The organism is Tamlana crocina, assembly GCA_040429635.1.
Lineage (GTDB): Bacteria > Bacteroidota > Bacteroidia > Flavobacteriales > Flavobacteriaceae > Flavisericum > Flavisericum crocinum.
Genome location: CP158972.1, coordinates 753,861 through 775,962, shown reverse-complemented (window position 1 = coordinate 775,962; position 22,102 = coordinate 753,861). Strand labels below are relative to the sequence as shown.

20 protein-coding genes and 2 tRNA genes are annotated in these 22,102 nt (G+C 36.1%); 16 read left to right on the top strand and 6 right to left on the bottom strand.

Features of this window, described 5'->3' with window-relative positions; genetic code table 11:
- Positions 1-35: 35 nt before the first annotated feature.
- The 7 genes from ABI125_03485 (at position 36) to ABI125_03455 (ending at position 9,995) form a co-directional block, all read left to right on the top strand.
- Positions 36-1,178: a FecR domain-containing protein gene (locus ABI125_03485; protein XCF06927.1), complete on the top strand. Its 1,143-nt coding sequence runs from the start codon at positions 36-38 to the stop codon at positions 1,176-1,178.
- 102 nt (positions 1,179-1,280) lie between these two features.
- A complete protein-coding gene (locus tag ABI125_03480; protein ID XCF06926.1) occupies positions 1,281-4,589 on the top strand; it encodes a SusC/RagA family TonB-linked outer membrane protein in 3,309 nt (1,102 codons plus the stop codon).
- Between the two features lie 10 nt (positions 4,590-4,599).
- Entirely contained in the window at positions 4,600-6,000 is a 1,401-nt protein-coding gene (locus tag ABI125_03475) for a RagB/SusD family nutrient uptake outer membrane protein (GenBank protein ID XCF06925.1), read from the top strand.
- A 219-nt stretch (positions 6,001-6,219) separates the two neighbouring features.
- Positions 6,220-7,491, top strand: coding sequence for an amidohydrolase family protein (locus ABI125_03470; protein XCF06924.1), 1,272 nt, complete (start codon positions 6,220-6,222; stop codon positions 7,489-7,491).
- Positions 7,488-8,576 (top strand): TlpA disulfide reductase family protein, encoded by a 1,089-nt coding sequence (locus ABI125_03465; GenBank protein ID XCF06923.1) that lies wholly within the window; start codon positions 7,488-7,490, stop codon positions 8,574-8,576. The genes ABI125_03470 and ABI125_03465 overlap by 4 nt, the downstream gene beginning before the upstream one ends.
- 27 nt (positions 8,577-8,603) lie before the next feature.
- Positions 8,604-9,773 (top strand): TlpA disulfide reductase family protein, encoded by a 1,170-nt coding sequence (locus tag ABI125_03460; GenBank protein XCF06922.1) that lies wholly within the window; start codon positions 8,604-8,606, stop codon positions 9,771-9,773.
- A 66-nt stretch (positions 9,774-9,839) separates the two neighbouring features.
- Positions 9,840-9,995, top strand: coding sequence for a hypothetical protein (locus ABI125_03455; protein XCF06921.1), 156 nt, complete (start codon positions 9,840-9,842; stop codon positions 9,993-9,995).
- Positions 9,996-10,223: 228 nt separating this feature from the next.
- On the opposite strand, the gene ABI125_03450 is transcribed toward ABI125_03455, so the two are convergent.
- The 3 genes from ABI125_03450 to mutS all read right to left on the bottom strand — a co-directional run bounded on the left by ABI125_03450 (position 10,224) and on the right by mutS (position 13,106).
- Positions 10,224-10,308: transfer RNA gene (locus ABI125_03450), tRNA-Leu, on the bottom strand.
- 19 nt (positions 10,309-10,327) lie between these two features.
- Positions 10,328-10,399, bottom strand: a tRNA-Gly gene (locus ABI125_03445).
- A gap of 97 nt (positions 10,400-10,496) precedes the next feature.
- Positions 10,497-13,106: a DNA mismatch repair protein MutS gene (gene mutS / locus ABI125_03440; GenBank protein ID XCF06920.1), complete on the bottom strand. Its 2,610-nt coding sequence runs from the start codon at positions 13,104-13,106 to the stop codon at positions 10,497-10,499.
- A 164-nt stretch (positions 13,107-13,270) separates the two neighbouring features.
- Between mutS and ABI125_03435 the strand changes: the two genes are divergently transcribed.
- From ABI125_03435 to ABI125_03415, 5 genes are all read left to right on the top strand, one after another.
- A complete protein-coding gene (locus ABI125_03435; GenBank protein ID XCF06919.1) occupies positions 13,271-13,819 on the top strand; it encodes an RNA methyltransferase in 549 nt (182 codons plus the stop codon).
- Between the two features lie 13 nt (positions 13,820-13,832).
- Positions 13,833-14,975, top strand: a complete 1,143-nt coding sequence (locus tag ABI125_03430; GenBank protein ID XCF06918.1) for an acyltransferase — start codon at positions 13,833-13,835, stop codon at positions 14,973-14,975.
- Positions 14,968-15,621, top strand: coding sequence for a class I SAM-dependent methyltransferase (locus ABI125_03425; GenBank protein ID XCF06917.1), 654 nt, complete (start codon positions 14,968-14,970; stop codon positions 15,619-15,621). Before ABI125_03430 ends, ABI125_03425 begins: the two co-directional genes overlap by 8 nt.
- Positions 15,622-15,788: 167 nt before the next feature.
- Complete coding sequence (locus tag ABI125_03420) at positions 15,789-16,016, top strand: hypothetical protein (protein ID XCF06916.1); 228 nt, start codon at positions 15,789-15,791, stop codon at positions 16,014-16,016.
- On the top strand, positions 16,009-16,179 hold the full coding sequence (locus ABI125_03415; GenBank protein XCF06915.1) for a hypothetical protein: 171 nt from the start codon (positions 16,009-16,011) through the stop codon (positions 16,177-16,179). The genes ABI125_03420 and ABI125_03415 overlap by 8 nt, the downstream gene beginning before the upstream one ends.
- Here the strand turns inward: ABI125_03415 and folK are convergent, their stop codons facing one another.
- Positions 16,180-17,313, bottom strand: coding sequence for a 2-amino-4-hydroxy-6-hydroxymethyldihydropteridine diphosphokinase (gene folK, locus ABI125_03410; GenBank protein XCF06914.1), 1,134 nt, complete (start codon positions 17,311-17,313; stop codon positions 16,180-16,182).
- A gap of 82 nt (positions 17,314-17,395) precedes the next feature.
- Between folK and ABI125_03405 the strand changes: the two genes are divergently transcribed.
- The 3 genes from ABI125_03405 (at position 17,396) to rpsU (ending at position 19,293) form a co-directional block, all read left to right on the top strand.
- Positions 17,396-17,911: a gamma carbonic anhydrase family protein gene (locus ABI125_03405; GenBank protein XCF06913.1), complete on the top strand. Its 516-nt coding sequence runs from the start codon at positions 17,396-17,398 to the stop codon at positions 17,909-17,911.
- 290 nt (positions 17,912-18,201) lie between these two features.
- Positions 18,202-19,065 (top strand): RNA polymerase sigma factor RpoD/SigA, encoded by an 864-nt coding sequence (locus ABI125_03400; GenBank protein XCF06912.1) that lies wholly within the window; start codon positions 18,202-18,204, stop codon positions 19,063-19,065.
- 33 nt (positions 19,066-19,098) lie between these two features.
- Positions 19,099-19,293 carry a 30S ribosomal protein S21 gene (gene rpsU, locus ABI125_03395; GenBank protein XCF06911.1) on the top strand — a complete coding sequence of 65 codons (195 nt, stop codon included), beginning with the start codon at positions 19,099-19,101 and terminating at the stop codon, positions 19,291-19,293.
- 129 nt (positions 19,294-19,422) lie between these two features.
- Here rpsU and ABI125_03390 read toward each other — a convergent pair whose 3' ends face one another.
- Positions 19,423-19,638, bottom strand: coding sequence for a hypothetical protein (locus ABI125_03390; GenBank protein ID XCF06910.1), 216 nt, complete (start codon positions 19,636-19,638; stop codon positions 19,423-19,425).
- Positions 19,639-19,688: 50 nt separating this feature from the next.
- Positions 19,689-20,486 carry a DUF2797 domain-containing protein gene (locus tag ABI125_03385; protein ID XCF07870.1) on the bottom strand — a complete coding sequence of 266 codons (798 nt, stop codon included), beginning with the start codon at positions 20,484-20,486 and terminating at the stop codon, positions 19,689-19,691.
- Between the two features lie 43 nt (positions 20,487-20,529).
- On the opposite strand from ABI125_03385, the gene ABI125_03380 reads away from it, so the two are divergent.
- A complete protein-coding gene (locus ABI125_03380) occupies positions 20,530-22,053 on the top strand; it encodes a GH3 auxin-responsive promoter family protein (GenBank protein ID XCF06909.1) in 1,524 nt (507 codons plus the stop codon).
- Positions 22,054-22,102: the final 49 nt, after the last annotated feature.

Below are 22,102 nucleotides of genomic sequence, written 5' to 3'. Positions count from 1 at the left end.
AATTGTTGAAGACATAATAATAAAAGCACCAAATAATGAATCAAAAGCAAAAAGACCATTTAATAGTTAAATTTATAGAGAATGATATTTCTCATCAGGAACTTTTAGATTTAAAAGCATGGTTAAATAATGCAAACAATAAAGCCTACTTTGATGAGTATATTAGAATTAATTACTTAATAAATTTAAAAACACCTTTTAACCGCGAGTCTTCCTTAGATGAAATTAAAAGGCAAATTGCAAATAATACCAGAGTTAAAAAGGTGCGCTTCATTAAATATGGCGCAGTCGCAGCGTCAATAGTACTTTTAGTAGCACTAACTTTTATTTTTAATAGTAATAATTCTCAAGCTGAAGAATCAATAATAGTAAACAATCAAATAAAAACAGGCACTGATAAGGCAATTTTAACTATGGAAACTGGAGAGAAAGTTGCTTTAGCTAAAGGCGTTTCTTTTCAAACTCAAAATGCCACTAGTAATGGTGAAGGCATTGTTTATAATAATAATTCCTCCCAGCAATTAGTATATAACTATTTAACCATTCCTCGAGGAGGGAAATTTTTTATTGAATTATCTGATGGCACTAAAGTTTGGTTAAATTCTGAATCTAAACTTAAATATCCTGTAAGTTTTATAGATGGAGAGACAAGAGAAGTCGAACTAGTTTATGGTGAAGCTTATTTTGATGTGTCATCTAGTACAAACCATAATGGTTCTGCTTTTAAAGTCATTAATGAAGCACAGGACGTTCAGGTTTTAGGAACCGAATTTAATATTAAAGCATATAAGGACGATGATCAAATTTTAACCACACTAGCAGAAGGTAAAATAGCATTACATGTAAAAAATGATGTTAAAGTGTTAGTGCCAAATGAGCAAGCAAATTTCAATACACTAAATGAAACCATAGAAATTTCAAAAGTTGATGTTTACAATGAAGTTTCTTGGAAAGAAGGCATCTTCAGTTTTAAAGATAAGCCTCTTAAAGATATTATGACTACCCTATCCCGGTGGTATGATTTTAATGTGCTGTTTGAAAATAAAGATATGGAAAAAGACCTCTTTGGTGGTGTTTTCTCAAAAGACCAGAATATTAAAGATATTTTAAAAATGATTGAAAACTCGGATGCTGCCGTACGCTTCGAAATATCAGAAAAAACAGTTACGGTAAAATAAAAAAAAGAGAGAGCAGAGTTTAGACATCCTACCGTACCATTCTCTGTCCCTCTTAAGTATAAATTAATTATGAAGTATAACTAACTTAAAACAATCAAATTTATGGAAATTAATTTTACTAGAGTTCCTATTTATATTAGGAAAGTACTCTTTATTTGGATTATGAGACTATTCGTTCTTTTATGTTGCACATTAACATTTGGTTTAAACCCTATTACTGGGTTTACTCAAAATATTAAAATAGACATTGATCATGACCAGGAACTGTCGGTTATAGATGTTTTTGAATTGATAAAAAAAGAAACAGATTATCGGTTTGTTTATCGAACAGAAAGCTTTAAAAACGCGCCTAGCGTTAAATTAAACAAAGGCATTATTACGGCGCACGACTTACTCTCTAGATGCCTCTCTTTTAGCAATTATCTCTACGAACTCACAGCAGATAAAACAATTATTTTAAAAGAAAAACCTCCTGTAGACCAGAGTAGAACAATTTCTGGAAAGGTAACCGACGAAAATGATGTGCCATTACCTGGCGTTACCATCTTAGTACATCGCAATGGAAACAATAACTTTAAAGGAACAACCACCGATTTTGATGGTGGATATGAAATAGCGGTTCAAGAAGGTGATATTGTTAAATTTAGTCATGTCGGTTTTATTATGCAGAGAATTGTTATCGAGGATCAAACCATAGTTAACATTACCATGAAAGAAGATGCTTCTAAACTGGATGAGGTTGTCGTTGTAGCGTACGGTAACGAATCTCGAGAAAAACTAACAGGAGCAGTAAATAAGGTTGATACAAAAGTATTACAAACCACTCAAAATGTATCTTTTGCTGATGCTTTAATTGGTGTTGTACCTGGCTTACTCGTACAGGAAAGCTTTAACAATCCAGATACACCCCCATCCATTCTACTTAGAGGTGTTGGCTCTATAAGCGCAAATACAGAACCTTTAATTGTTATCGATGGTGTGCAAATGCCAGCTTCGGAAAATTCTCGAGGCTTTAGCTTTGCCGCTCTAAATGTTAATGATATAGCAGATATCAGTATCTTAAAAGATGCTGCAGCTACTTCTATTTATGGTTCCAGAGCTTCTAACGGTGTCATTTTAGTTACCACTAAAAGAGGAACAAAAAATAGCAAATTACAAGTTGCTGTAAATTCAAGATTAGGTTTTAACAACCCAGACACGTCATTTACAGACGATATCATGAACGCTTCTCAAAAACTTGATTACGAAGAGTCTTTAGGGGTTTATGACCGGGAGGGTCAGGCTTTATTGGATGAGCGCAGAAATTCAGGTAATGATATTAATTGGACCGATTTACTAATAGGCAATGAGGTGAGCCATAATCATGATATTGCTATTTCTGGTGGCGGTAATAATTCAAGCTACTACTCGTCCATATCCTACAGCAACGTCGATAATATTTTTGGCAGCGAATATGAACGTTACACGGTTACAATGCGGGCAGATTTTGAGCTGAACAAAAAACTAAAATTAGCATTGTCCGGAAATTTTGGAAATGTTAATAATCAAGACAGGCGTACTGTAGGCGACCCTTTTTCTAATGCCTTTTTATTAAACCCTTGGGAGCAAGTATTTGATGATTCTGGAAACCCCGCAAGAACAATCGCTGTTTTAGACGTTACAGGTGCAAGAGGCCAACAAATCAACCCACTCTTTCTGAGAGACAATACGAGTACAAGATCAATAAGAAAAAATATTGGCGGAAGTGCTAATTTAATATATAAACCCTTAGAATGGTTAACCTTAAACGGTATTTTGGGAGCCAATTATAACACATTTAGGAATAAGACTTATGAAAACGTGATTGTCCAAGGCGGAGTTCTAACTTCAATTAATAGTGATGACAACAACTATACGGCAACACTTATGGCAACCGTGGATAAAACTTTTAATCAACATAATTTCAATCTTCTATTAGGTAATGAATTTAATGAAAGTGAAGCATCTAGTTTTACAGGAATTGGCAGAGATTTCCAATCAGATGCAGTTCAAACTTTAAGTGCGGCAGGCAATCCTCCAACAATTTTTGATACTGAAACACATGCTGGATCTATTTCTTATTTTTCAAGATTAAATTATTCTTTTAACAATACATACAACTTGTCATTGTCCTATAGAAGAGACGGTTCATCTAGATTTGGGGACAATAACAAATATGCCGATTTCTGGGCTATAGGTGCTTCCTGGAACATTCACAATACGCTTTTTAAAGAAAGTAATACGGTAAACAACTTAAAATTACGTTTTAGCACAGGAACTTCTGGTAACGATTTTATAGGAGACTTTGCTTCTCAATCCCTGTATCGATATAGATTTAACTATGATGGTGCCGGTGTGCCTACCTTATCAAGAGGAAGCAATCCTAATTTAACTTGGGAAAAAAATGACAACACCAACTTCGGATTGGACTTTGGGTTATTTAATAATAGAATTAGCGGTTCTTTAGATTATTACATTAGAAACACTTCAGATTTACTCAACCCCGTTCCAACGCCATTAACGTCAGGATTCGACAACCTGGTTGATAATCTTGGTGATTTTGAAAATAAAGGCTTCGAAATTGCATTAAACACCATCAATGTTCAAAATAATAATTTTACATGGACTACCAATATTACGTTTTCAACTAACGAAGGCACTGTAGTTTCTTTGACTAAAGATCGAGAACTCATTGAATTAGGCAGTATAGCTTACCAAGCAGGGAGTCCTATAAACGCATTATATATAGTGGATTGGGCGGGTGTAAATCCAGACACCGGATTTAACCAGTATACAGATCCCAATGGGAACCTTATAGACTTTGACCCAGATACCCGTAGTGGCAACAGAGCAGAAATTGATGAATTAAGAGAAGTAAGCGACAAAACGGCGATACCAACATATCATGGCGGTGTTACCAATGCGTTTACTTTTAAAAATTTCGACGCTTCTTTTTTAGTTTCATTCTCTGGAGGCAATTATATTTTAAACAATGGTTTACACAGCTTGTATAATAATGTAGGCCTAAATCAACATATTGATGTATTAAACGCTTGGCAAAATCCTGGCGACCAAACAAATATTGCGGTTAGAGAAGTTAATTCCAGAACGCCCAGAAGATCAATAGCTTCAGATTTCCAAGCGTCTACCCAGTTCTTGCAGGATGCTAGTTACGTAAAGCTTAAAAATATTGTTATAGGCTATACGCTAAATGAAACCGTTTCAAAGAAAATAGGTATCGAGCGTTTAAGACTTTTTGCCCAAGCCCAAAACATCATTACTATTACAGACGTGGATTATATAGATCCTGAGTTTGCCACAGGAATTGGAGGTATTGGCTTATCAGCACCTATTAACACAGGATTTTCTTTTGGTATTAATGCTAACTTTTAATTAAAAAACCATGAAAACGATTATAAAATTTATATTTATATTTTTAGTAACCATCGGACTTACAAACTGTTCTGATGATATTATAGACAAAGAACCACTTGACGAAGTAGCTCCAGAAAATTTACTTCAAACCGAAGCGGGATTTAGGACCGCTCTTGATGGGGTTTACGCCATCATGCAAGAAGACTTTTTAGGGTATAACTTTTGCATTTATTCTATTCCTGAAGCCATAAATGATGATATTATTGCGGGAGATCCTAATGGCTTTACATTTGAAGGAAGTCATTCTGATATTTATCCATTAGCGTATGATGCTACGGCATTTCAAATTGAAGGGTTTTGGAGAGAGTCCTATAAAGCGATAAATAACGTTAATGCTATTATAAAAGTTGCAAGGACAAGTAATGTAACAAACAAAGACGCTTTTCTTGCAGAAGCACTTGGTGTTAGAGCCATGTTATATTATAACTTGTATCGCTTCTTTGCGCCAGCTTACAATACAGATGCTAACGCGTTAGCAGTCCCATATAAACTCGAAACAGAGGATCCATTAGATATAAAGCCTAGAAATACGAATCAAGAAGTTATAGATTTTGTATTGAACGATTTACTAGAAGCAGTAAGTTTGGCTACAAACGATGTTAATTCTTATAGAATGTCTAAAACTGCTATTGAAGCATTAACAGCCAGGGTATATCACGAGACAAACGATTTTTCCAATGCCATTACCTATGCGCAGCGTGCCTTAACAGATGGCAGATATATGCTTAACACCAATGCAGCAGACTTACAAAAACAATGGCTGGAGGATGATTCAGATGAAATCATTTTCAGAATTCGATTTGAAGAATCTGATGCTAGCTTTAACGCAGCCTTACTATCTATACCAATTTTTTTCAGTTTTCCTTATTTTGTGTCTGATGACTTAATAAACCTTTACGATCAAACCAACGACATTAGGTTTGCTACTTATTTTGAACCAGAACCCTTTGGCTCAGGAGCTTTTTATCCTAAAAAGCATGCCAGTACCAGAACTGCCGATGATGCTACTTTTAATCCTGGGGCAACAGATATTAAATTGATACGCGTTCCAGAATTACACCTAATTCTTGCAGAGGCTTATGATAAAACAGAAAATGCAGGCATGGCGTTAAATCATTTAAATATTTTAAGAAATGCTAGAGGCTTGGGTGATTATGTAGGTAGCGATTTATCAAATGAAATTTTAGATGAACGCCGTCGTGAACTTGCTTTTGAAGGTTTTAGATTTACCGATTTAAAACGTCTAGGGCTTGGGTTTACAAGACCAGACGGTACATCATTAGCTCCTAATGCGAATCGTTTTGCCTTACCTATTCCGCAACTAGAAATAGACAGATCAGGTTTAAATCAAAATGATGGATATCAATAGTATACTGTCATGGTAAGTTCTAAACCTATCAGGGCTATTGGTCATTTGCTTTTTAATTTATATGGTTATAAATATCTAACCAAAAACCCTAAATAATTTAAAAGGCTTACTAAATAGAACTTTATTATTTTTTTTGAATTAGTTGTCAATTAATAAAGGTGGTGCTATTAATCAACCACCTTTATTTTTTTAATCTCTCCGACATAATAATTATATAAAATGAAAAACATATTGAAACTAAGTTTATTCCTTTTGCTTTGTATTGGTATTAACAAATCTTATGGGCAATATCAAGCAAAAAAGGATTCTTTATTGGTTTTAAAAAACGGGTTTATTATAAACCTAACTCCTGAGAGCGCTATCGTTAAAAAAGGAACCATTGTAATTGAAAAGGACAGCATTAAAGAGTTATACTACCTAAATAATACAAAAACCTATGCCAATGCTAAAGTTATAGACCTCAACGGAAAGTATATTTTACCTGGTTTAATAGATACACATGTACATTTAGCTACAGTTCCTAAAGAAGGCAGAAACGAGAACAATGCTTTTATGGAACAGCAATTAAATAAAATGCTTTATTCTGGCATTACCACGGTGCGTGATATGGCAGGAAATGCCATTATTCTCTCAGATTATGCACGAGCAAGCAATTTAAATCAAATACCTGCGCCTTCAATTTTTTACGCTTCACAATTTGCAGGACCAGAATATTTTAATGAGATGCGAAGTTATGCAACCAATACGAGAAGCAAAAGAGACAGACCTTGGGCGCAAAGCATAACAGATTCAACAAATATGCCTTTGGCAATAGCTAGAGCAAAGGGAGCTGGTGTTACGGGTATTAAAATTTATGCAAACTTAAAACCTTCGTTGGTTACAAAAATAGTTAAAGAAGCAAAAAAACAAGGGCTTCAATCTTGGAGTCATGCTGCAGTATTTCCAGCTTCTCCATTACAAATTGCAACAGCAAAAGTGAATACCATGTCTCATGCTTGGGATATGATGTATGGATTAAATACTACTGGCACTATAACCCGAGCAGATTTAGCCAAAGATATTAATTATGATAAGCTGGATAGTTTATTATATATCATGAAAAACAATAATGTTATTCTCGATGCAACAAACTATATAGCAGAAAACAACAGTATGCACAACGGCGTGAACGTTACACAACGAGCACATAAACTAGGAGTTAAAGTAAGTGTAGGAACCGATTGGCCCTATATATACGAACCTGAAATTCCTTTTTATAAAGAATTAAGATTACTTATCGATAAATGCGGATTTACTACAGAAGAAGCACTATACAGCGCCACTAAAATAGGCGCAGAAAGTATTGGACTTACAGATAGAGGCGCTATAGAAAATGGAAAAAAAGCAGATATCATTATTCTTAACAAAAACCCTTTAAAAGATTTAGAAAACTTAAAAGATCTACATCTTATCATTAAATCCGGAATCATTTATACAAAAGAAACCCCATGAAAACACTAAATGCTTCACTGCTTATACTACTTTTATTTGCTAGTTGTAAACCATCTACAAAACCTAATCTTATTGGTAAAATAACCGATAATGATAACGTACAACAAATAAAACTAATTGGTCTGGAAAATGGTTATACCATTTTAGATTCAACTAACGCAGTAAATCAAACCTTTAGTTTTAATCTTTCGTTTAAAAACAAAAAGCTTTTACAAATTAGAACGAATGATCGTAAGGTGTCCAGACCCTTATTTTTTTATGAACCTGGATTAAATTACACCTTTCATATTGAAAACAAGGAAGCTTTAATTCAAGCACCAGAAAACTCTTTACAATATGAATACAACGAGTTATTAAAAAAACTTAATCCGTTAAATGAAAAATTAAGTAAAGTATCGCAAGACACAACACTAATCAAAGCAGAGCTTAATACACTATCTACCAAATATTTTACAGAGCAATTAAACATTAAAAAAAATTATATACGAACCCATCCAGAATCTTACATATCGCTTTACTTACTGAAAGATTTAGTCAGACTTGGTCCATTAAGTTATCATGAACTAAAAGACTTTTTTAATATTGTAAACATTGATGCACACAAAGGAAATCCTATGCTAGATTTTATTGGTAATAAACTAAAAACCATAGAAGCAAATAGAATAATAGGCAAAACCGCGCCTGCATTTTCGCTAAAAACCCCAAACGGAAAAGTATACACTATCGAAGATTTTAAAGAAGGATATACACTTATAGACTTTTGGGCAAGTTGGTGCGCTCCATGTAGAGTTGCCAATAAAAAAATTATTCCCTTGTATGAAAAATATAAAAATAAAGGCTTCAATATTATTTCAATATCCTTTGATGACAATAAAGAAAAATGGATGAAAGCCATAGAGGAAGATAAAATTCCTTGGGTACAAGTATCAGATTTAAAAGGGTTTAAAAATTCTGAAATTAGAAACCTTTATAAAGTAAAGCAATTGCCTACAACCTATGTTTTAGATCCTGAAGGTAAGGTTGTTGATCAACATTTAAAGCACCATGAATTGGAAAACCTTCTTAAAACTATTTATCAAAACTAATTTTTCACTCTCTTAAAATTTACAACAATGAAAAAAATATCAAACCTAATATATGTCTTAACTTTTATCTCAATTGCCATAGTGTCCTGCAACAGTTCAAAAGAACAAAACAAATCAGTAATACAAGGAACAATTAAGGGCTTAGGAAATAATCCTATTGTTTTATTGGACGCTCAACACCAACCTTTAGATACTGTTCAGGCCAATAACGACAACTTTGTGTTTGAACATGAATTAGACATAAGTAATCCTAAAATGCAAGGTCTTTTTGTACCCCAGTTATCAAATAAAAAAGACCGTGGCATGAGAGTGAATAAGACTTACTTCTTTGTAGATAGCAAAACGATTAACGTTACAGCATCGATTGTTAACGAAAATTTAGAAAACATAGAAGTTACAGGGTCTCCAACCACAAAAGAATACAAGGACTTGGAGGCTAATTTCCCAGCCAGTATTGAATTGGAAAAATATTCAAAACCATATAACGACGCATTTCATCTTTACAACAAAGTAGAGCAAAGTGAAGAGCATTTAAAAACATTGAAATATTATACTAATATAGTAGATTCGTTATATACTGAAAGAGGGAAAAATATAATAGATGCTATTGAGTACAACAAAGAAAGTATCGCACTTTCCTATATCGTTTATCAAAATTATGGAACCAAATCTGCTCCATTTATTAAAGACTTGTTAAATAAGTTTTCTCCAAATATTGAAGACTCCTACTATATTTCGCTTTTAAAGGAGCAAGTGAAATTAAAAGAAGAATCTTCTGTTGGTGCTATGGCGCCTGATTTTACACTGGTTGATGATACAAACAAAATTGTAAAACTTTCCGACTTTAAAGGGTCTTATGTGCTTATTGATTTTTGGGCAAGCTGGTGTGGCCCATGCAGACGGGAAATCCCTCATTTAAAAAAGGCTTACAATACATTTAAAGATGAAGGGTTTCAAGTAGTTTCTGTTTCTATTGACAGTAAAAAAGAAGCTTGGGAAAAAGCTTTGAAAAAAGAACAATTGCCTTACGTAAAATTATGGGATGAAAAAAAGGAAACCATGCAATTATACCAATATCGAGGGATCCCATATATAGTTTTAGTTTCTCCAGAGGGAAAAATACTGAAGATAAAAGAAGGCTTAAGAGGAGTTGCTTTAGAAGAAACTTTGAAAAATATTTTTTTAAATGAAAAGTGATTTCTAAAAACCTAAGGCAAAAACAAAAAAGAAAGTAAAAGCTCTAACCAATATGAAATGTCTGCAATGAAAACCTACATTATAGACGGTTATAATCCAAACACTCCAGAAAATTTTGAGAACATTGTCAAAGCTATAACAATAGAAGATATTCAAAGTATAACAAAGGATTTGTTGGAAGAAAGTAAATCCTATGAAGTAGTTTTTAAACCTGAAATGTAAAAACAATAATTAGTAACACCTTTCTAATAATTATTTGAGTTAGTCAGTCAATTTTTGATTTAAGAAAGAGTGAAAGGACTGGTTTCAATCAGCCCTTTTTTAGGCACCTTTACAAAACACAAAAACCCTTGTAAACATGAGGGTTTTTGTGTTTTGTAAAGGTGCCTAGTTAATTGTGTTGTACCTAAACAAAAAAGCCTCTACAACAAATATTGTAAAGGCTTTTAGTACTGAAGGCGGGACTTGAACCCGCACGGCCATAATGGCCATTGGATTTTAAGTCCAACGTGTCTACCAATTCCACCACTTCAGCTTGGTATTTTTAAAATCAGAGCGAAAGACGGGATTTGAACCCGCGACCCTCACCTTGGCAAGGTGATGCTCTACCCCTGAGCTACTTTCGCATTATGTTGTTGTACGTTGCAATACCGTATTGCGGATGCAAATTTAAAATATTTCCATTAAATCCAAAGCCTTTTATCAAAATAAATGAAATAATTTTTAAGCCTGCTTTTTCTTAACCAACATGCGCTTGATTTCATTCAATTTCATAAGGGCTTCAACGGGCGTAAGGGTATCAATATCAGTATGTAAAATTTCGTCCTTTATATTTTCGAGCAACGGATCATCCAAATTGAAAAAACTCAACTGCATATCATTTTCCAAAGATTTCACCTTATCGGTAAGCTCTTCACTGGAATGCGACTGCTCCAATTTCTTCAGAATTTTGTTGGCGCGATGCAAAACTTGCTGCGGCATTCCCGCCATTTTTGCTACGTGAATTCCAAAACTATGGTGGCTACCGCCTTCAACCAGTTTTCTTAAAAACAGTACATTGTCTTTCAATTCCTTTACCGAAACATTGAAATTTTTAATGCGCTCGAACGTTTCGGTCATTTCATTCAGCTCGTGGTAATGTGTCGCAAAAAGTGTTTTCGGTTTAGCGGGGTGTTCGTGCAAATACTCGCTGATGGCCCAAGCAATGGAAATACCATCATAGGTGCTGGTGCCTCGCCCGATTTCATCAAGCAACACTAAACTCCGTTCTGAAATATTGTTCAAAATGGAAGCCGTTTCGTTCATTTCTACCATAAAGGTCGATTCACCCATAGAAATGTTGTCGCTCGCCCCTACTCTGGTAAAAATCTTATCAATCAGACCGATTTTTGCTTCCTTGGCTGGCACAAAACTTCCTATCTGAGCTAACAGCACAATCAATGCTGTTTGACGTAAAATGGCCGATTTACCAGACATATTCGGACCAGTTATCATAATGATTTGTTGCGATGCCCGATCTAAAAACACATCGTTGGCAATATAGGCTTCCCCCAAAGGCAACTGCTTTTCGATAACAGGGTGACGCCCCTCCTTAATTTCCAAATCGTGCGAATCGTCTATATCGGGGCACACATAATGATTATCTTTTGCCAATTGCGCAAAGCCGCATAAACAATCAAGTTGTCCAATAAGGTAGGCATTTTGCTGTACTGCTTTTATGTATTGGTTCATCCAAGCCACCAACTCGGCAAACAACTGTTGTTCGATGGCCAAAATACGTTCTTCGGCACCTAAAATTTTGGCTTCGTATTCTTTCAGTTCTTCAGTAATGTAGCGCTCGGCGTTCACCAAAGTCTGCTTTCTTATCCACTCGGCAGGCACTTTATCTTTGTGCGTGTTCCGCACTTCAATATAATAGCCAAACACATTATTGGAAGCAATTTTAAGCGAAGTGATTCCGGTGCGTTCACTTTCGCGCTCCAGCATATTGTCCAAATAATCCTTACCGGATTTTGAAAGATTTCTTAGCTCATCCAGTTCTGATGAAAAGCCTTCTGCAATGGTATTTCCTTTCAATACATTTACGGGCGCTTCCTCGTTTAGCGTTTGCTTGATTTTTTCACGAAGCACATCGCAACTTTGCAGGGTTTCGCCAATAATTTTCAGCGATTCGTTATCGCAATTTGATGCCAATGATTTTATCGGAACAATCGCTTCCAATGAATTTTTAAGCTGAATGACCTCACGCGGATTCACCTTTCCGGTAGCCGTTTTGGAAATCAAACGTTCCAAATCACCAATGTGTTTAATGTGGCTTTGTATTTTCTGAAGTACCGAATTTTCCGAAGACAAAAACCCAACCACTTGGTGGCGTTGTTTTATTTTTTCTAAACTTTTTAAGGGCAGGGCCAACCAACGTTTCAACAACCTTCCACCCATAGGTGAAATGGTTTTATCGATCACATTGAGCAAGGTTACCGCATTATTGTTGGTGGAATTATAAAGTTCTAAATTGCGAATAGTAAATTTGTCCATCCATACGTAATCATCTTCTGCAATTCGAGCAATCGAAGTAATGTGCTCCAATTTGTGGTGCTGTGTTTCACCCAAATAATGCAAAATGGAACCCGATGCAATAATACCTTCGTACAAATCTTCAATGCCGAAACCTTTTAGCGTTTTGGTATTAAAATGTTTTGTAAGTGTTTCGTAGGCATAATCGGTTTGATATACCCAGTCTTCCAAATAAAAGGTATGAAAATCGTCACCAAAAGTGTCTTTAAACAAGCTGCGTTTTTGTTTAGACACCAATACTTCACTCGGGCTGAAGTTTTGCAGCAATTTATCGATATACTCAGCATTGCCCTGCGAGGTTAAAAATTCACCCGTCGAAATATCCAAAAACGAAATCCCGATATATTTTTTATCGAAATACACCGAACATAAAAAGTTGTTCGATTTAGACACCAACACCTCATCATTCAAAGCTACTCCGGGAGTTACCAATTCGGTTACGCCACGTTTCACAATGGTTTTGGTTTGTTTGGGGTCTTCCAACTGGTCGCAAATGGCCACGCGCTCTCCTGCTTTTACCAATTTTGGCAAATACGTATTTAGCGAGTGGTGCGGAAATCCAGCCAATTCGGTCTTTTCTCCACCATTGTTTCTATTGGTTAGCACAATACCCAAAATACCGGCCGCCCGTACGGCATCTTCTCCAAAGGTTTCGTAAAAATCGCCCACCCGAAACAATAACAAGGCATCGGGGTACTTAGCCTTTATGGCGTTGTACTGCTTCATCAACGGGGTTTCCTTTTTTGCTTTTTTTGTCATATCCTTTTGTCATTCCCACGAAGATGGGAATCTAGCGGTAAAATGGTTTTTAAATGTTACTTTTGAAAAAAATGTAGCATGCAATGTACTACTAATTTCATGCTTTTTGAAACTGGCAACAATCAAGTTATCTACAATTCAATTAAGATGTCAACAATGAAACTATGCGCAAACTAAAAAACAGCGAACTGTACCGACTGAGTATCGACGACTTTAAAGAAGCGGAAAAAACACCTATCATTATAATCCTTGATAATATTAGAAGTTTAAACAATATTGGCTCAGTATTTAGAACCAGCGACGCCTTTTTAATAGAAAAGATTTATCTCTGCGGTATTACCGCCCAGCCGCCGCACAAAGACATTCATAAAACCGCATTGGGCAGCACCGAAACGGTAGATTGGGAATATTCTAAAAACACTCTTGATGCAGTTGAAAAATTAAAATCTGAAGGTGTGAAAATATGCTCCATCGAACAGGCCGAAAACGCTACCATGCTCAACGATTTTGAGGTTAAACCCAACACCAAATACGCCCTGATTTTTGGAAACGAAGTAAAAGGCGTGGCCCAAAATGTAGTTTCAGCCAGTGATGCGGTGATTGAAATTCCGCAATTTGGCAGCAAACATTCACTGAATATTTCAGTAAGTTGCGGTGTGGCGGTTTGGGATTTGTTTAGTAAGTTGTCAGCAAAAAACTTAATACTTAAGTAAAAACCAATATTCTTTGAAAAACATTTTTAGAATAGATTTAAACCAAAATAGAATTTTTGGTCTGGATATATTGAGAGCTTTTGCAATTTTATTCGTTGTCGCTGGACACGCTGGCAATCTTGTTGAATCCGAAACCTACAAATACATTAATCTTTTCCTTTTTGATGGGGTAGGCATCTTCTTTGTTTTAAGTGGTTTTTTAATTGGCGGTATACTTATCAAACTGTTAAAAAACAATACGGTAAACCTAAAACTTTTAATTAATTTTTGGATTAGACGATGGTTTAGAACGTTACCTAATTATTTTTTAATCTTAACAACCATTGTCATCATAAACTTCCTATTTGGCAAAAATTTTACCATAACAGATAAGTTAAAGTATTTTATTTTTTCTCAGAACCTATTTAGCGAGCATCCAGCTTTTTTCCCGGAAGCTTGGAGCTTAAGCATCGAAGAATGGTTTTATTTATTAACGCCCATAATTATTTTTACTTTCATAAAAATATTTAAAACCAAAATTGACAATTCGATTTTAATAACGGCTATTGGCATTATTTTAAGTATCACTTTTTTTAGATACTACAGATACTCCATTCTCTCAACAAACGACATTGACGTTTGGAATTTAACATTTAGAACCCAAGTTTTCACAAGGCTTGACAGTTTAATGTACGGTATATTGGGGGCTTATGCACATTATAAATACAATTCATTTTGGGCAAAACACAGGGCTTATTTCTTCTTTTCTGGCATATTCCTATTTATATTTGACAAATTCAATTTTTTATGTTTTAAATCTTTTGAACTTTATGATTGTGTTTTTTCGTTTTCTGTAATTTCTCTTGCCACTCTTTTTCTTTTACCTTTTTTAAGTACATTAAAAAATGGTAAAGGGACGATTTACAAATCTTTAACCTATATAAGCTTGATTTCTTATTCCATGTACCTAGTGAATTACACCATTGTTTTAGAATGGATAATTATGAAAATCAACTGGTTACCATTACAAAATCTAAATAGCCATTTAAGTCTAATCACTAAGTACAGTCTGTTCTGGTTTTCAACTATTTTTTTATCAATAATAATTTACAAATACTTCGAAACCCCTTTCATGAAGTTACGTGATAAAATAACCTTAAGTAAAAACGATGGGTAAAAAAACACCCTGGCCCACAAAAGCCGTGATGGAACAAATTTACGATATGCACCTTTGGGGCGGCACCGATTTTGATTTTTATTCAGGTGAAGGCTCCCACGATCCGGAAATCATCAATCCGTATCTCGAAACTGTAACTGCTTTTTTAAAATCGTTCAGCAACCCCTTAACGGTTTGCGATTTGGGTTGTGGCGATTTCAACATTGGAAAACACCTCTACCAACACACTAAAAAATACACCGGTGTCGATATTGTTGAAAACTTGATTGAGCGCAACAAAACGTTGTTTCCGGAATCCCATTTAGAGTTTTTGTGTTTGGACATTGCTAAAGGCGACCTTCCTCCTGCCGATTTCATAATGCTTCGGCAGGTTTTGCAGCATTTATCGAATGGAGAAGTTTTGGCCATCACCAAAAAATTGGCAAATTACAAATACATCATCCTGACCGAACACCTTCCCACGGGCGACTTCATTCCGAACAAAGACATCATTTCCGGGCAAGGCATCAGAATAAAACAAAATAGCGGTGTTGATATTTTAAAAGCGCCTTTCAATCTTAAAATCAAGGCCGAACAACACTTCGGCGAATACATTTTTGATAACAACAAAGGCCGTATTGTCACTAAACTATACGAAATGTTTTAAGTTTTTCGCGGGACATTAACACAAGCTCTCGCGAAGGCACAGAAACGCAAAGTTAAAAAGCCTAAAAAACAAACTATTTCTCTTCCCTTTCTAAAATGCAATATAAAACTTTGCGACTTAGCGTCTTTGCGTGAAGCAAAAGTAACGCTAACGCCCAATGAAGCAATTTGGCCATTATCCACGATGCCGAAAACCTTACCGTTAAAAATGCAAGCATTAAAACGCCCGATTCCATTATTGAAGTTTTAGGCGGAAAAAACATTGCTTTTAAAAAGCTTGCTCTTGATTTAGGCGGTGCGACATTGGAAAAGCAGATGGCATTTTGTTTGAGGATTGTGTTGTGGAATAGACATCCTCTTAAAAAAAACATTAAAATTACCTACAGTTTTGTTTGATTCTTATGTTTTTGTTTTCAATAAAAAAGATTGGAATGAAATGATAGATTTTATGACTGATGGCACGGTAAAGCTTGAACAAACTTTCAACAAAACCATTCAAAAAATAAATCAAAACCAAAGAGAAATAGACATTATAAAAAATATAGGTTCTTCTATTTAATTATTTACCTCCACAAATCTTCCCCAACACCCACAAATAATCGGCGCGATTTTCTACAAAATCCCTTTCAGAAATATCGATAATTTTTACGTTGAAATCGGTTTGCGACTTTAAAAACTCCAAATAGCCCGTATTTATTTTTTCCAAATAATCGTTGGCTATGTTTTGTTCGTAATCGCGCCCGCGCTTTTTTATGTTTTGTTGCAAGCGTTCGGTGTTTTGATACAGGTACACGTACAAATCGGGAGTTTTCAAATCTTTGTACATCAAATTAAACAACTTTCGGTACAGCTTAAACTCATCCTCTTGAAGTGTGATTTTCGAAAAAATAAGCGATTTAAACACATCGTAATCGCTCACAATAAAATCCTTAAACAAATCGAGCTGCGCCAAATCGTCACTAATTTGCTGATAGCGGTCGGCCAAAAACGACATCTCTAAGGCAAAGGCATAACGGTTGGCATCTTCGTAAAATTTAGGCAAAAATGGATTATCGGCAAAACGCTCTAAAATCAATTTCGCGTTAAAATCGTTGGCTATCTTATTGGCTAAACTGGTTTTTCCGGCACCAATATTCCCTTCAATGGCAATGTAATTGTAGTTTGAAAAGCTAAAAGTTTTACTGGGGTTCTTTAACCACTGGTTAATGGGCTCCAAGTCAGAGTCATCTTCACATTCCTCCAACAAAACCGAAACGGATTTCTTTAAAACCGGATGTTTCACTTTGCTTGCCACATCGTTTAAGGGCTGCAGCACAAAACGCCTTTTTTGCATTTCAGGATGCGGAACTTGCAGCGTTTCGGTATCGATAATACTAGCTTCGGCAAAAACAATATCCAAATCGATAGTCCGTGCTTCGTAACCAGCACCATCCGTTCGGGTTCTTCCCAATTGGGTTTCAATCTTCAAAAGTTTATCAAGCACGACTTGGGGCTGTAGCCTACTGTGCATTTCCAAACAGCAATTAAAAAAATCTTCGCCTGCAAACCCTAATGCTGGCGATTTGTAAACCCTAGAAATCTTGGCAACATGGCCTATTTCCGCGTAAACGGCATCAATGGCTAGTTGTAGGTTTTTAAACTTATCGCCCTTATTACTGCCCAGCGCTATATAATATGTGGTTGGTTTTATCATTATCCGACAAAATAATAAAAAGTAAATGGTTTACTTTATATTTACGCTTTGTAATTTATCCACAATAAACCTAAAATTCGCTATGCCTATTATAAAACCAGTAAACGGCTCTTCGCCAGAAATTCCAGCCGACTGCTACATTGCCGAAAACGCTACAATAGTGGGAGACGTTAAAATGGGCAACGAATGCAGCGTTTGGTTCAATGCCGTTATTCGGGGTGATGTAAATTTTATTAAAATGGGCAATAAAGTGAATGTGCAAGATGGCGCCGTAATACACTGTACTTACCAAAAATTCGGCACCTCCATTGGCAATAACGTATCTATTGGGCACAATGCCTTAGTACACGGGTGCACGCTGAAAGACAACGTTTTGGTGGGCATGGGCAGTATTGTTATGGATGGCTGCGTGGTAGAAAGCAACAGTATTATTGCTGCTGGTGCGGTAGTACCCCAAAACACCATTGTTGAAACGGGAAGTATTTACGCCGGAGTACCCGCAAAAAAAATAAAGGATATCAGCAAAGAACTCATTTCAGGCGAAATAGACCGCATTGCCAATAATTACGTAAAATATTCCAGTTGGTTTAAAGAATAGTTTTTGGGGCGTTCCCCCTCTACAAGTTCGGGGTCGGGCTTTCCATTTCAATCTTTTTGCTCATGCTTCACAAAAAGGATTTCCATTGCAATCCCTAACGCAAATAGCCTTAAAAACCAATACAGCCACCAAAGGTGTTTTTTTTGAAATTTCGAGCAAAAAACCTTAAAAAATAGTTAATTTTCACCAAAAACGAAGCTTTTTCAAAAGAAATTCGTCAATTTATTAGGATTTTCGGTTAAATCGTTTATGTTATACTATGTATAATATATAAAACTTACATTCCATAGATGAGGCAATTAAAAATCACAAAACAAGTTACCAATCGCGAGTCGAAATCTTTAGACAAGTACCTTCAGGATATTAGCAAAATACCTATGATCACCGCCGAAGAGGAGGTAGAATTGGCGCAGCGCATTAAACAGGGGGACCAAAAAGCTTTAGAAAAACTCACGACTGCCAATTTGCGTTTTGTGGTTTCGGTTTCTAAACAATATCAAAACCAAGGTTTAAAATTGCCCGATTTAATCAACGAAGGCAATGCTGGCCTAGTAAAAGCGGCAAAACGATTTGACGAAACCCGCGGTTTTAAATTCATTTCGTATGCCGTTTGGTGGATTAGACAAGCAATTCTTCAAGCTTTAGCCGAACAATCTCGAATAGTTAGATTACCTTTGAACAAAATTGGCTCGATAAACAAAATCAATAAAGCCTATTCGCATTTGGAGCAAACCCACGAACGGGCACCCAGCGCACACGAGATTGCCAAAAATTTAGACCTTACGGAAAGTAACGTTAAGCAATCTTTAAAAATTTCTGGACGCCACGTTTCAATGGACGCCCCGTTAAAGGAAGGTGAAGATTTTAGTTTATACGACGTGGTGAAAACCGATGAGTTGCCTAGCCCGGATTCTGAATTAATTCAAGATTCATTGAATGTAGAAGTGAATCGGGCGTTAGATACCCTCTCGGACAAAGAAGCCGAGGTGATTAGACATTATTACGGCATTAGCAAAAAGCACCCTATGAGCCTACAAGAAATTGGTGACGCTTTTGGCTTGACTAGAGAGCGCGTAAGACAAATAAAAGAAAAGGGGATTCGCCGTTTGCGACACACCTCTAAAAGCAAAGTATTAAAAACGTATTTGGGATAATCCCGAATCATCAAATAAATTTAAATTCTATATATGTTAAAAATTATTGTAAAAGATGGCGAAAACATAGAGCGTGCCTTAAAACGCTACAAACGTAAACACCGTAATATTAAAGTGATGCAAAATTTAAGGGAGAATCAGTTCTTTACTAAACCATCTGTTAAAAGACGTCGTGAAATACAAAAAGCGGCATACATTCAAAATTTAAGAGATCAGGAGGAAATATAACCATATAAGGGAGCCTGCCTAAAAAGCGATAGCTATTACGGAATCTTCATCGAACTTATCTGAGAATCAAAATCTTGATTTAAGAGGACTTCTTCGAGTTTTTCGGAAAGATGACTTTTTAAGCAGGCTCTACTCTTTGGGGTAATCTTCATAAAAATGGTCGAAGGTTTTATTGGTTGTATAATTATCCTTCAGCACTTTATATACCATAACTAATAGAAAGAACTGCCCCACGCATTTGGTGTAAAACACCAGCCCAAAAGGCACGTCCAAACTTACCATTACTGCTAAAAGCACCAACAGAAAAGTGGTTAACGCGACGTAAAACATTGCAGGGACTTTCATTTTTATTTAAAAGATACTGAAAATCTGCAACTTGCACAAAATTTATTCCGCTAAGGCCCAACTACAATTTGCACTACCAAACCTTCATTGGCGCGTACATTAAATACAGTATTATCTTCAAAAATGAGATATTGACCCTTTACCCCAACTAATTTTCCGGTATATTGTTTTTCCTTTTTTAAGTTTAAACTTTTTGGTTTTTCTGGGTATTTCAACACTGGAAAATTCAAATTGGTTTCGCTATTGCTTTCAATAAAATAATCCATAGCCTCGCTTGGCACAAAGCTTTTTAGTTTTTCACGCCACTCCACCAAATTTTCATCTTTAATCTCGTTTTTCAGCATGGTGCGCCAGTTGGTTTTATCACTTACATGATCTTTTAGAGCGACTTCGGTAATTCCCGCCAAATAGCGGTTGGGCACTTCAACAATTTCGATGGCTTCGTGGGCCCCTTGGTCTATCCATCGTGTGGGCACTTGACTTTTGCGAGTCACCCCTACCTTCACGTTACTGGAATTGGCCAAATACACAATATGCGGTTGTAGCTGTACTTTCTTTTCATATTCCAAATCGCGGTCTTCTTTATCCAAATGGGCGGTGCTCAATTCGGGGCGCATTACCCAATCGGCTGCCTGAGGCACATCGTAAAAACAACTTTTACAAAAGCCTTGTCGATAAATAGGTTTATTTAAACTACAGTTTAAACACTGGTATTTAACAAATTGCAGGCCGATGGTTTTATCTAGCAATTGGTTCATATTTATAAAGTCGTTTTCAAACACCAAATAGTATTGAATGGGGCTTGCAAACTCCGTTTCCATTTTTGTTAGAACGCCTTGGTAGGTCATAAAAAAAAGTATTATTTTTAAAAAACTTAAAGATAATTTAAAAATGCCAATACCCATAGTAAATTCCATTGCTTCTTGGTTTTTGAAGAAACGTTTCCATCAAATTGAACTGTTTTTAAAATACCCCAATGAAGTACAGAACGAATTGCTATTAAGCCTTTTAAACACGGCCAAAAACACCGAATTTGGCAAGAAATACGATTTTGCATCCATAAAAAGTTACGACACTTTTGCCGAGCGCGTACCGATTAAAAACTACGACGGCTGGCAAGAGGACATTGAACGTAGCCGAATGGGCGAAAACAATATTTTTTGGCCCACACCCATAAAATGGTTTGCCAAATCGAGCGGCACTACACGAGCCAAAAGCAAATTTATCCCCGTAAGCGAAGAATCGTTGGAAGACTGCCACTACGCAGCCAGCAAAGATTTACTTTGCATGTATCTTAACAACAACGAAGACTCACAACTGTTTACAGGAAAAAGCTTGAGATTGGGTGGCAGCAAAGAACTTTACAAAGAAAATGGCACTGTGTTTGGCGATCTTTCGGCCATTTTAATTGACAACATGCCGTTTTGGGCAGAATTTAGTAGCACGCCCAGCAACAAGGTATCACTGATGAGCGACTGGGAACATAAAATGCAGGCCATTGTTGACGAAACCATAAACGAAAAAGTAACCAGCTTAGCTGGCGTACCGTCATGGATGTTGGTACTCCTGAACAACGTTTTGGAAACCACGGGCAAAAACAGTATTTTCGATGTGTGGCCCAATTTGGAAGTGTACTTTCACGGCGGAGTGAGTTTTATTCCGTATAAAGACCAATACAAAAAAATATTGCCGAATAAAAACTTCAAATATTACGAAATCTATAATGCTTCGGAAGGCTTTTTCGCCATTCAGGATCAAAACAATTCCAATGAGCTTTTGCTGATGCTGGATTATGGTATTTTTTATGAGTTCATCCCGATGCAGCTTTATGGTACCGAAGCCGAAAAAGCCATTCCGCTTAGCGAGGTAAAACTTGGGCAAAATTATGCGGTAATCATCACCACCAATGCCGGGCTTTGGCGCTATAAAATTGGCGACACCATAAAATTCACCTCATTAAGTCCGTACCGAATAAAAATTTCGGGACGTACCAAACACCACATTAATGTGTTTGGCGAAGAGCTTATTATTGAAAATGCCGAAAGCGCCCTTAAAAAAGTATGCAAACGCACGAAAGCTGAAATTGTAGATTTTACCGCCGCCCCCATTTTTATGGACGGCAAAGAAAAAGGTGCCCACGAATGGCTTATCGAATTTAAAACACCTCCTGCTGACATCGATTATTTTAACGAACTTTTCGATAATGCCCTGAAAGCCTTAAATTCCGATTACGAAGCCAAGCGCTACAACAATATTACGCTTAATAAACCCCGAATAAATTTAGCCAGGAAGAACTTATTTTACGATTGGCTAAAGCAAAATAATAAATTAGGCGGACAGCATAAAATACCAAGGCTATCGAACACCAGAGACTATATGGAAGAGCTATTATCGTTAAACTCAAAAAACCTATAAACTTCTTTAAAACAAACACTTAACGAGTTTAATTGCGCTTAGCCTAAGT

Coding starts and splice junctions, on each gene's coding strand:
- ABI125_03485 (XCF06927.1), top strand. CDS start 36: ATGAATCAAAAGCAAAAAGACCATTTAATAGTTAAATTTATAGAGAAT.
- ABI125_03480 (XCF06926.1), top strand. CDS start 1,281: ATGGAAATTAATTTTACTAGAGTTCCTATTTATATTAGGAAAGTACTC.
- ABI125_03475 (XCF06925.1), top strand. CDS start 4,600: ATGAAAACGATTATAAAATTTATATTTATATTTTTAGTAACCATCGGA.
- ABI125_03470 (XCF06924.1), top strand. CDS start 6,220: ATGAAAAACATATTGAAACTAAGTTTATTCCTTTTGCTTTGTATTGGT.
- ABI125_03465 (XCF06923.1), top strand. CDS start 7,488: ATGAAAACACTAAATGCTTCACTGCTTATACTACTTTTATTTGCTAGT.
- ABI125_03460 (XCF06922.1), top strand. CDS start 8,604: ATGAAAAAAATATCAAACCTAATATATGTCTTAACTTTTATCTCAATT.
- ABI125_03455 (XCF06921.1), top strand. CDS start 9,840: ATGAAAACCTACATTATAGACGGTTATAATCCAAACACTCCAGAAAAT.
- mutS (XCF06920.1), bottom strand. CDS start 13,106: ATGACAAAAAAAGCAAAAAAGGAAACCCCGTTGATGAAGCAGTACAAC.
- ABI125_03435 (XCF06919.1), top strand. CDS start 13,271: ATGCGCAAACTAAAAAACAGCGAACTGTACCGACTGAGTATCGACGAC.
- ABI125_03425 (XCF06917.1), top strand. CDS start 14,968: ATGGGTAAAAAAACACCCTGGCCCACAAAAGCCGTGATGGAACAAATT.
- folK (XCF06914.1), bottom strand. CDS start 17,313: ATGATAAAACCAACCACATATTATATAGCGCTGGGCAGTAATAAGGGC.
- ABI125_03405 (XCF06913.1), top strand. CDS start 17,396: ATGCCTATTATAAAACCAGTAAACGGCTCTTCGCCAGAAATTCCAGCC.
- ABI125_03400 (XCF06912.1), top strand. CDS start 18,202: ATGAGGCAATTAAAAATCACAAAACAAGTTACCAATCGCGAGTCGAAA.
- rpsU (XCF06911.1), top strand. CDS start 19,099: ATGTTAAAAATTATTGTAAAAGATGGCGAAAACATAGAGCGTGCCTTA.
- ABI125_03390 (XCF06910.1), bottom strand. CDS start 19,638: ATGAAAGTCCCTGCAATGTTTTACGTCGCGTTAACCACTTTTCTGTTG.
- ABI125_03385 (XCF07870.1), bottom strand. CDS start 20,486: ATGACCTACCAAGGCGTTCTAACAAAAATGGAAACGGAGTTTGCAAGC.
- ABI125_03380 (XCF06909.1), top strand. CDS start 20,530: ATGCCAATACCCATAGTAAATTCCATTGCTTCTTGGTTTTTGAAGAAA.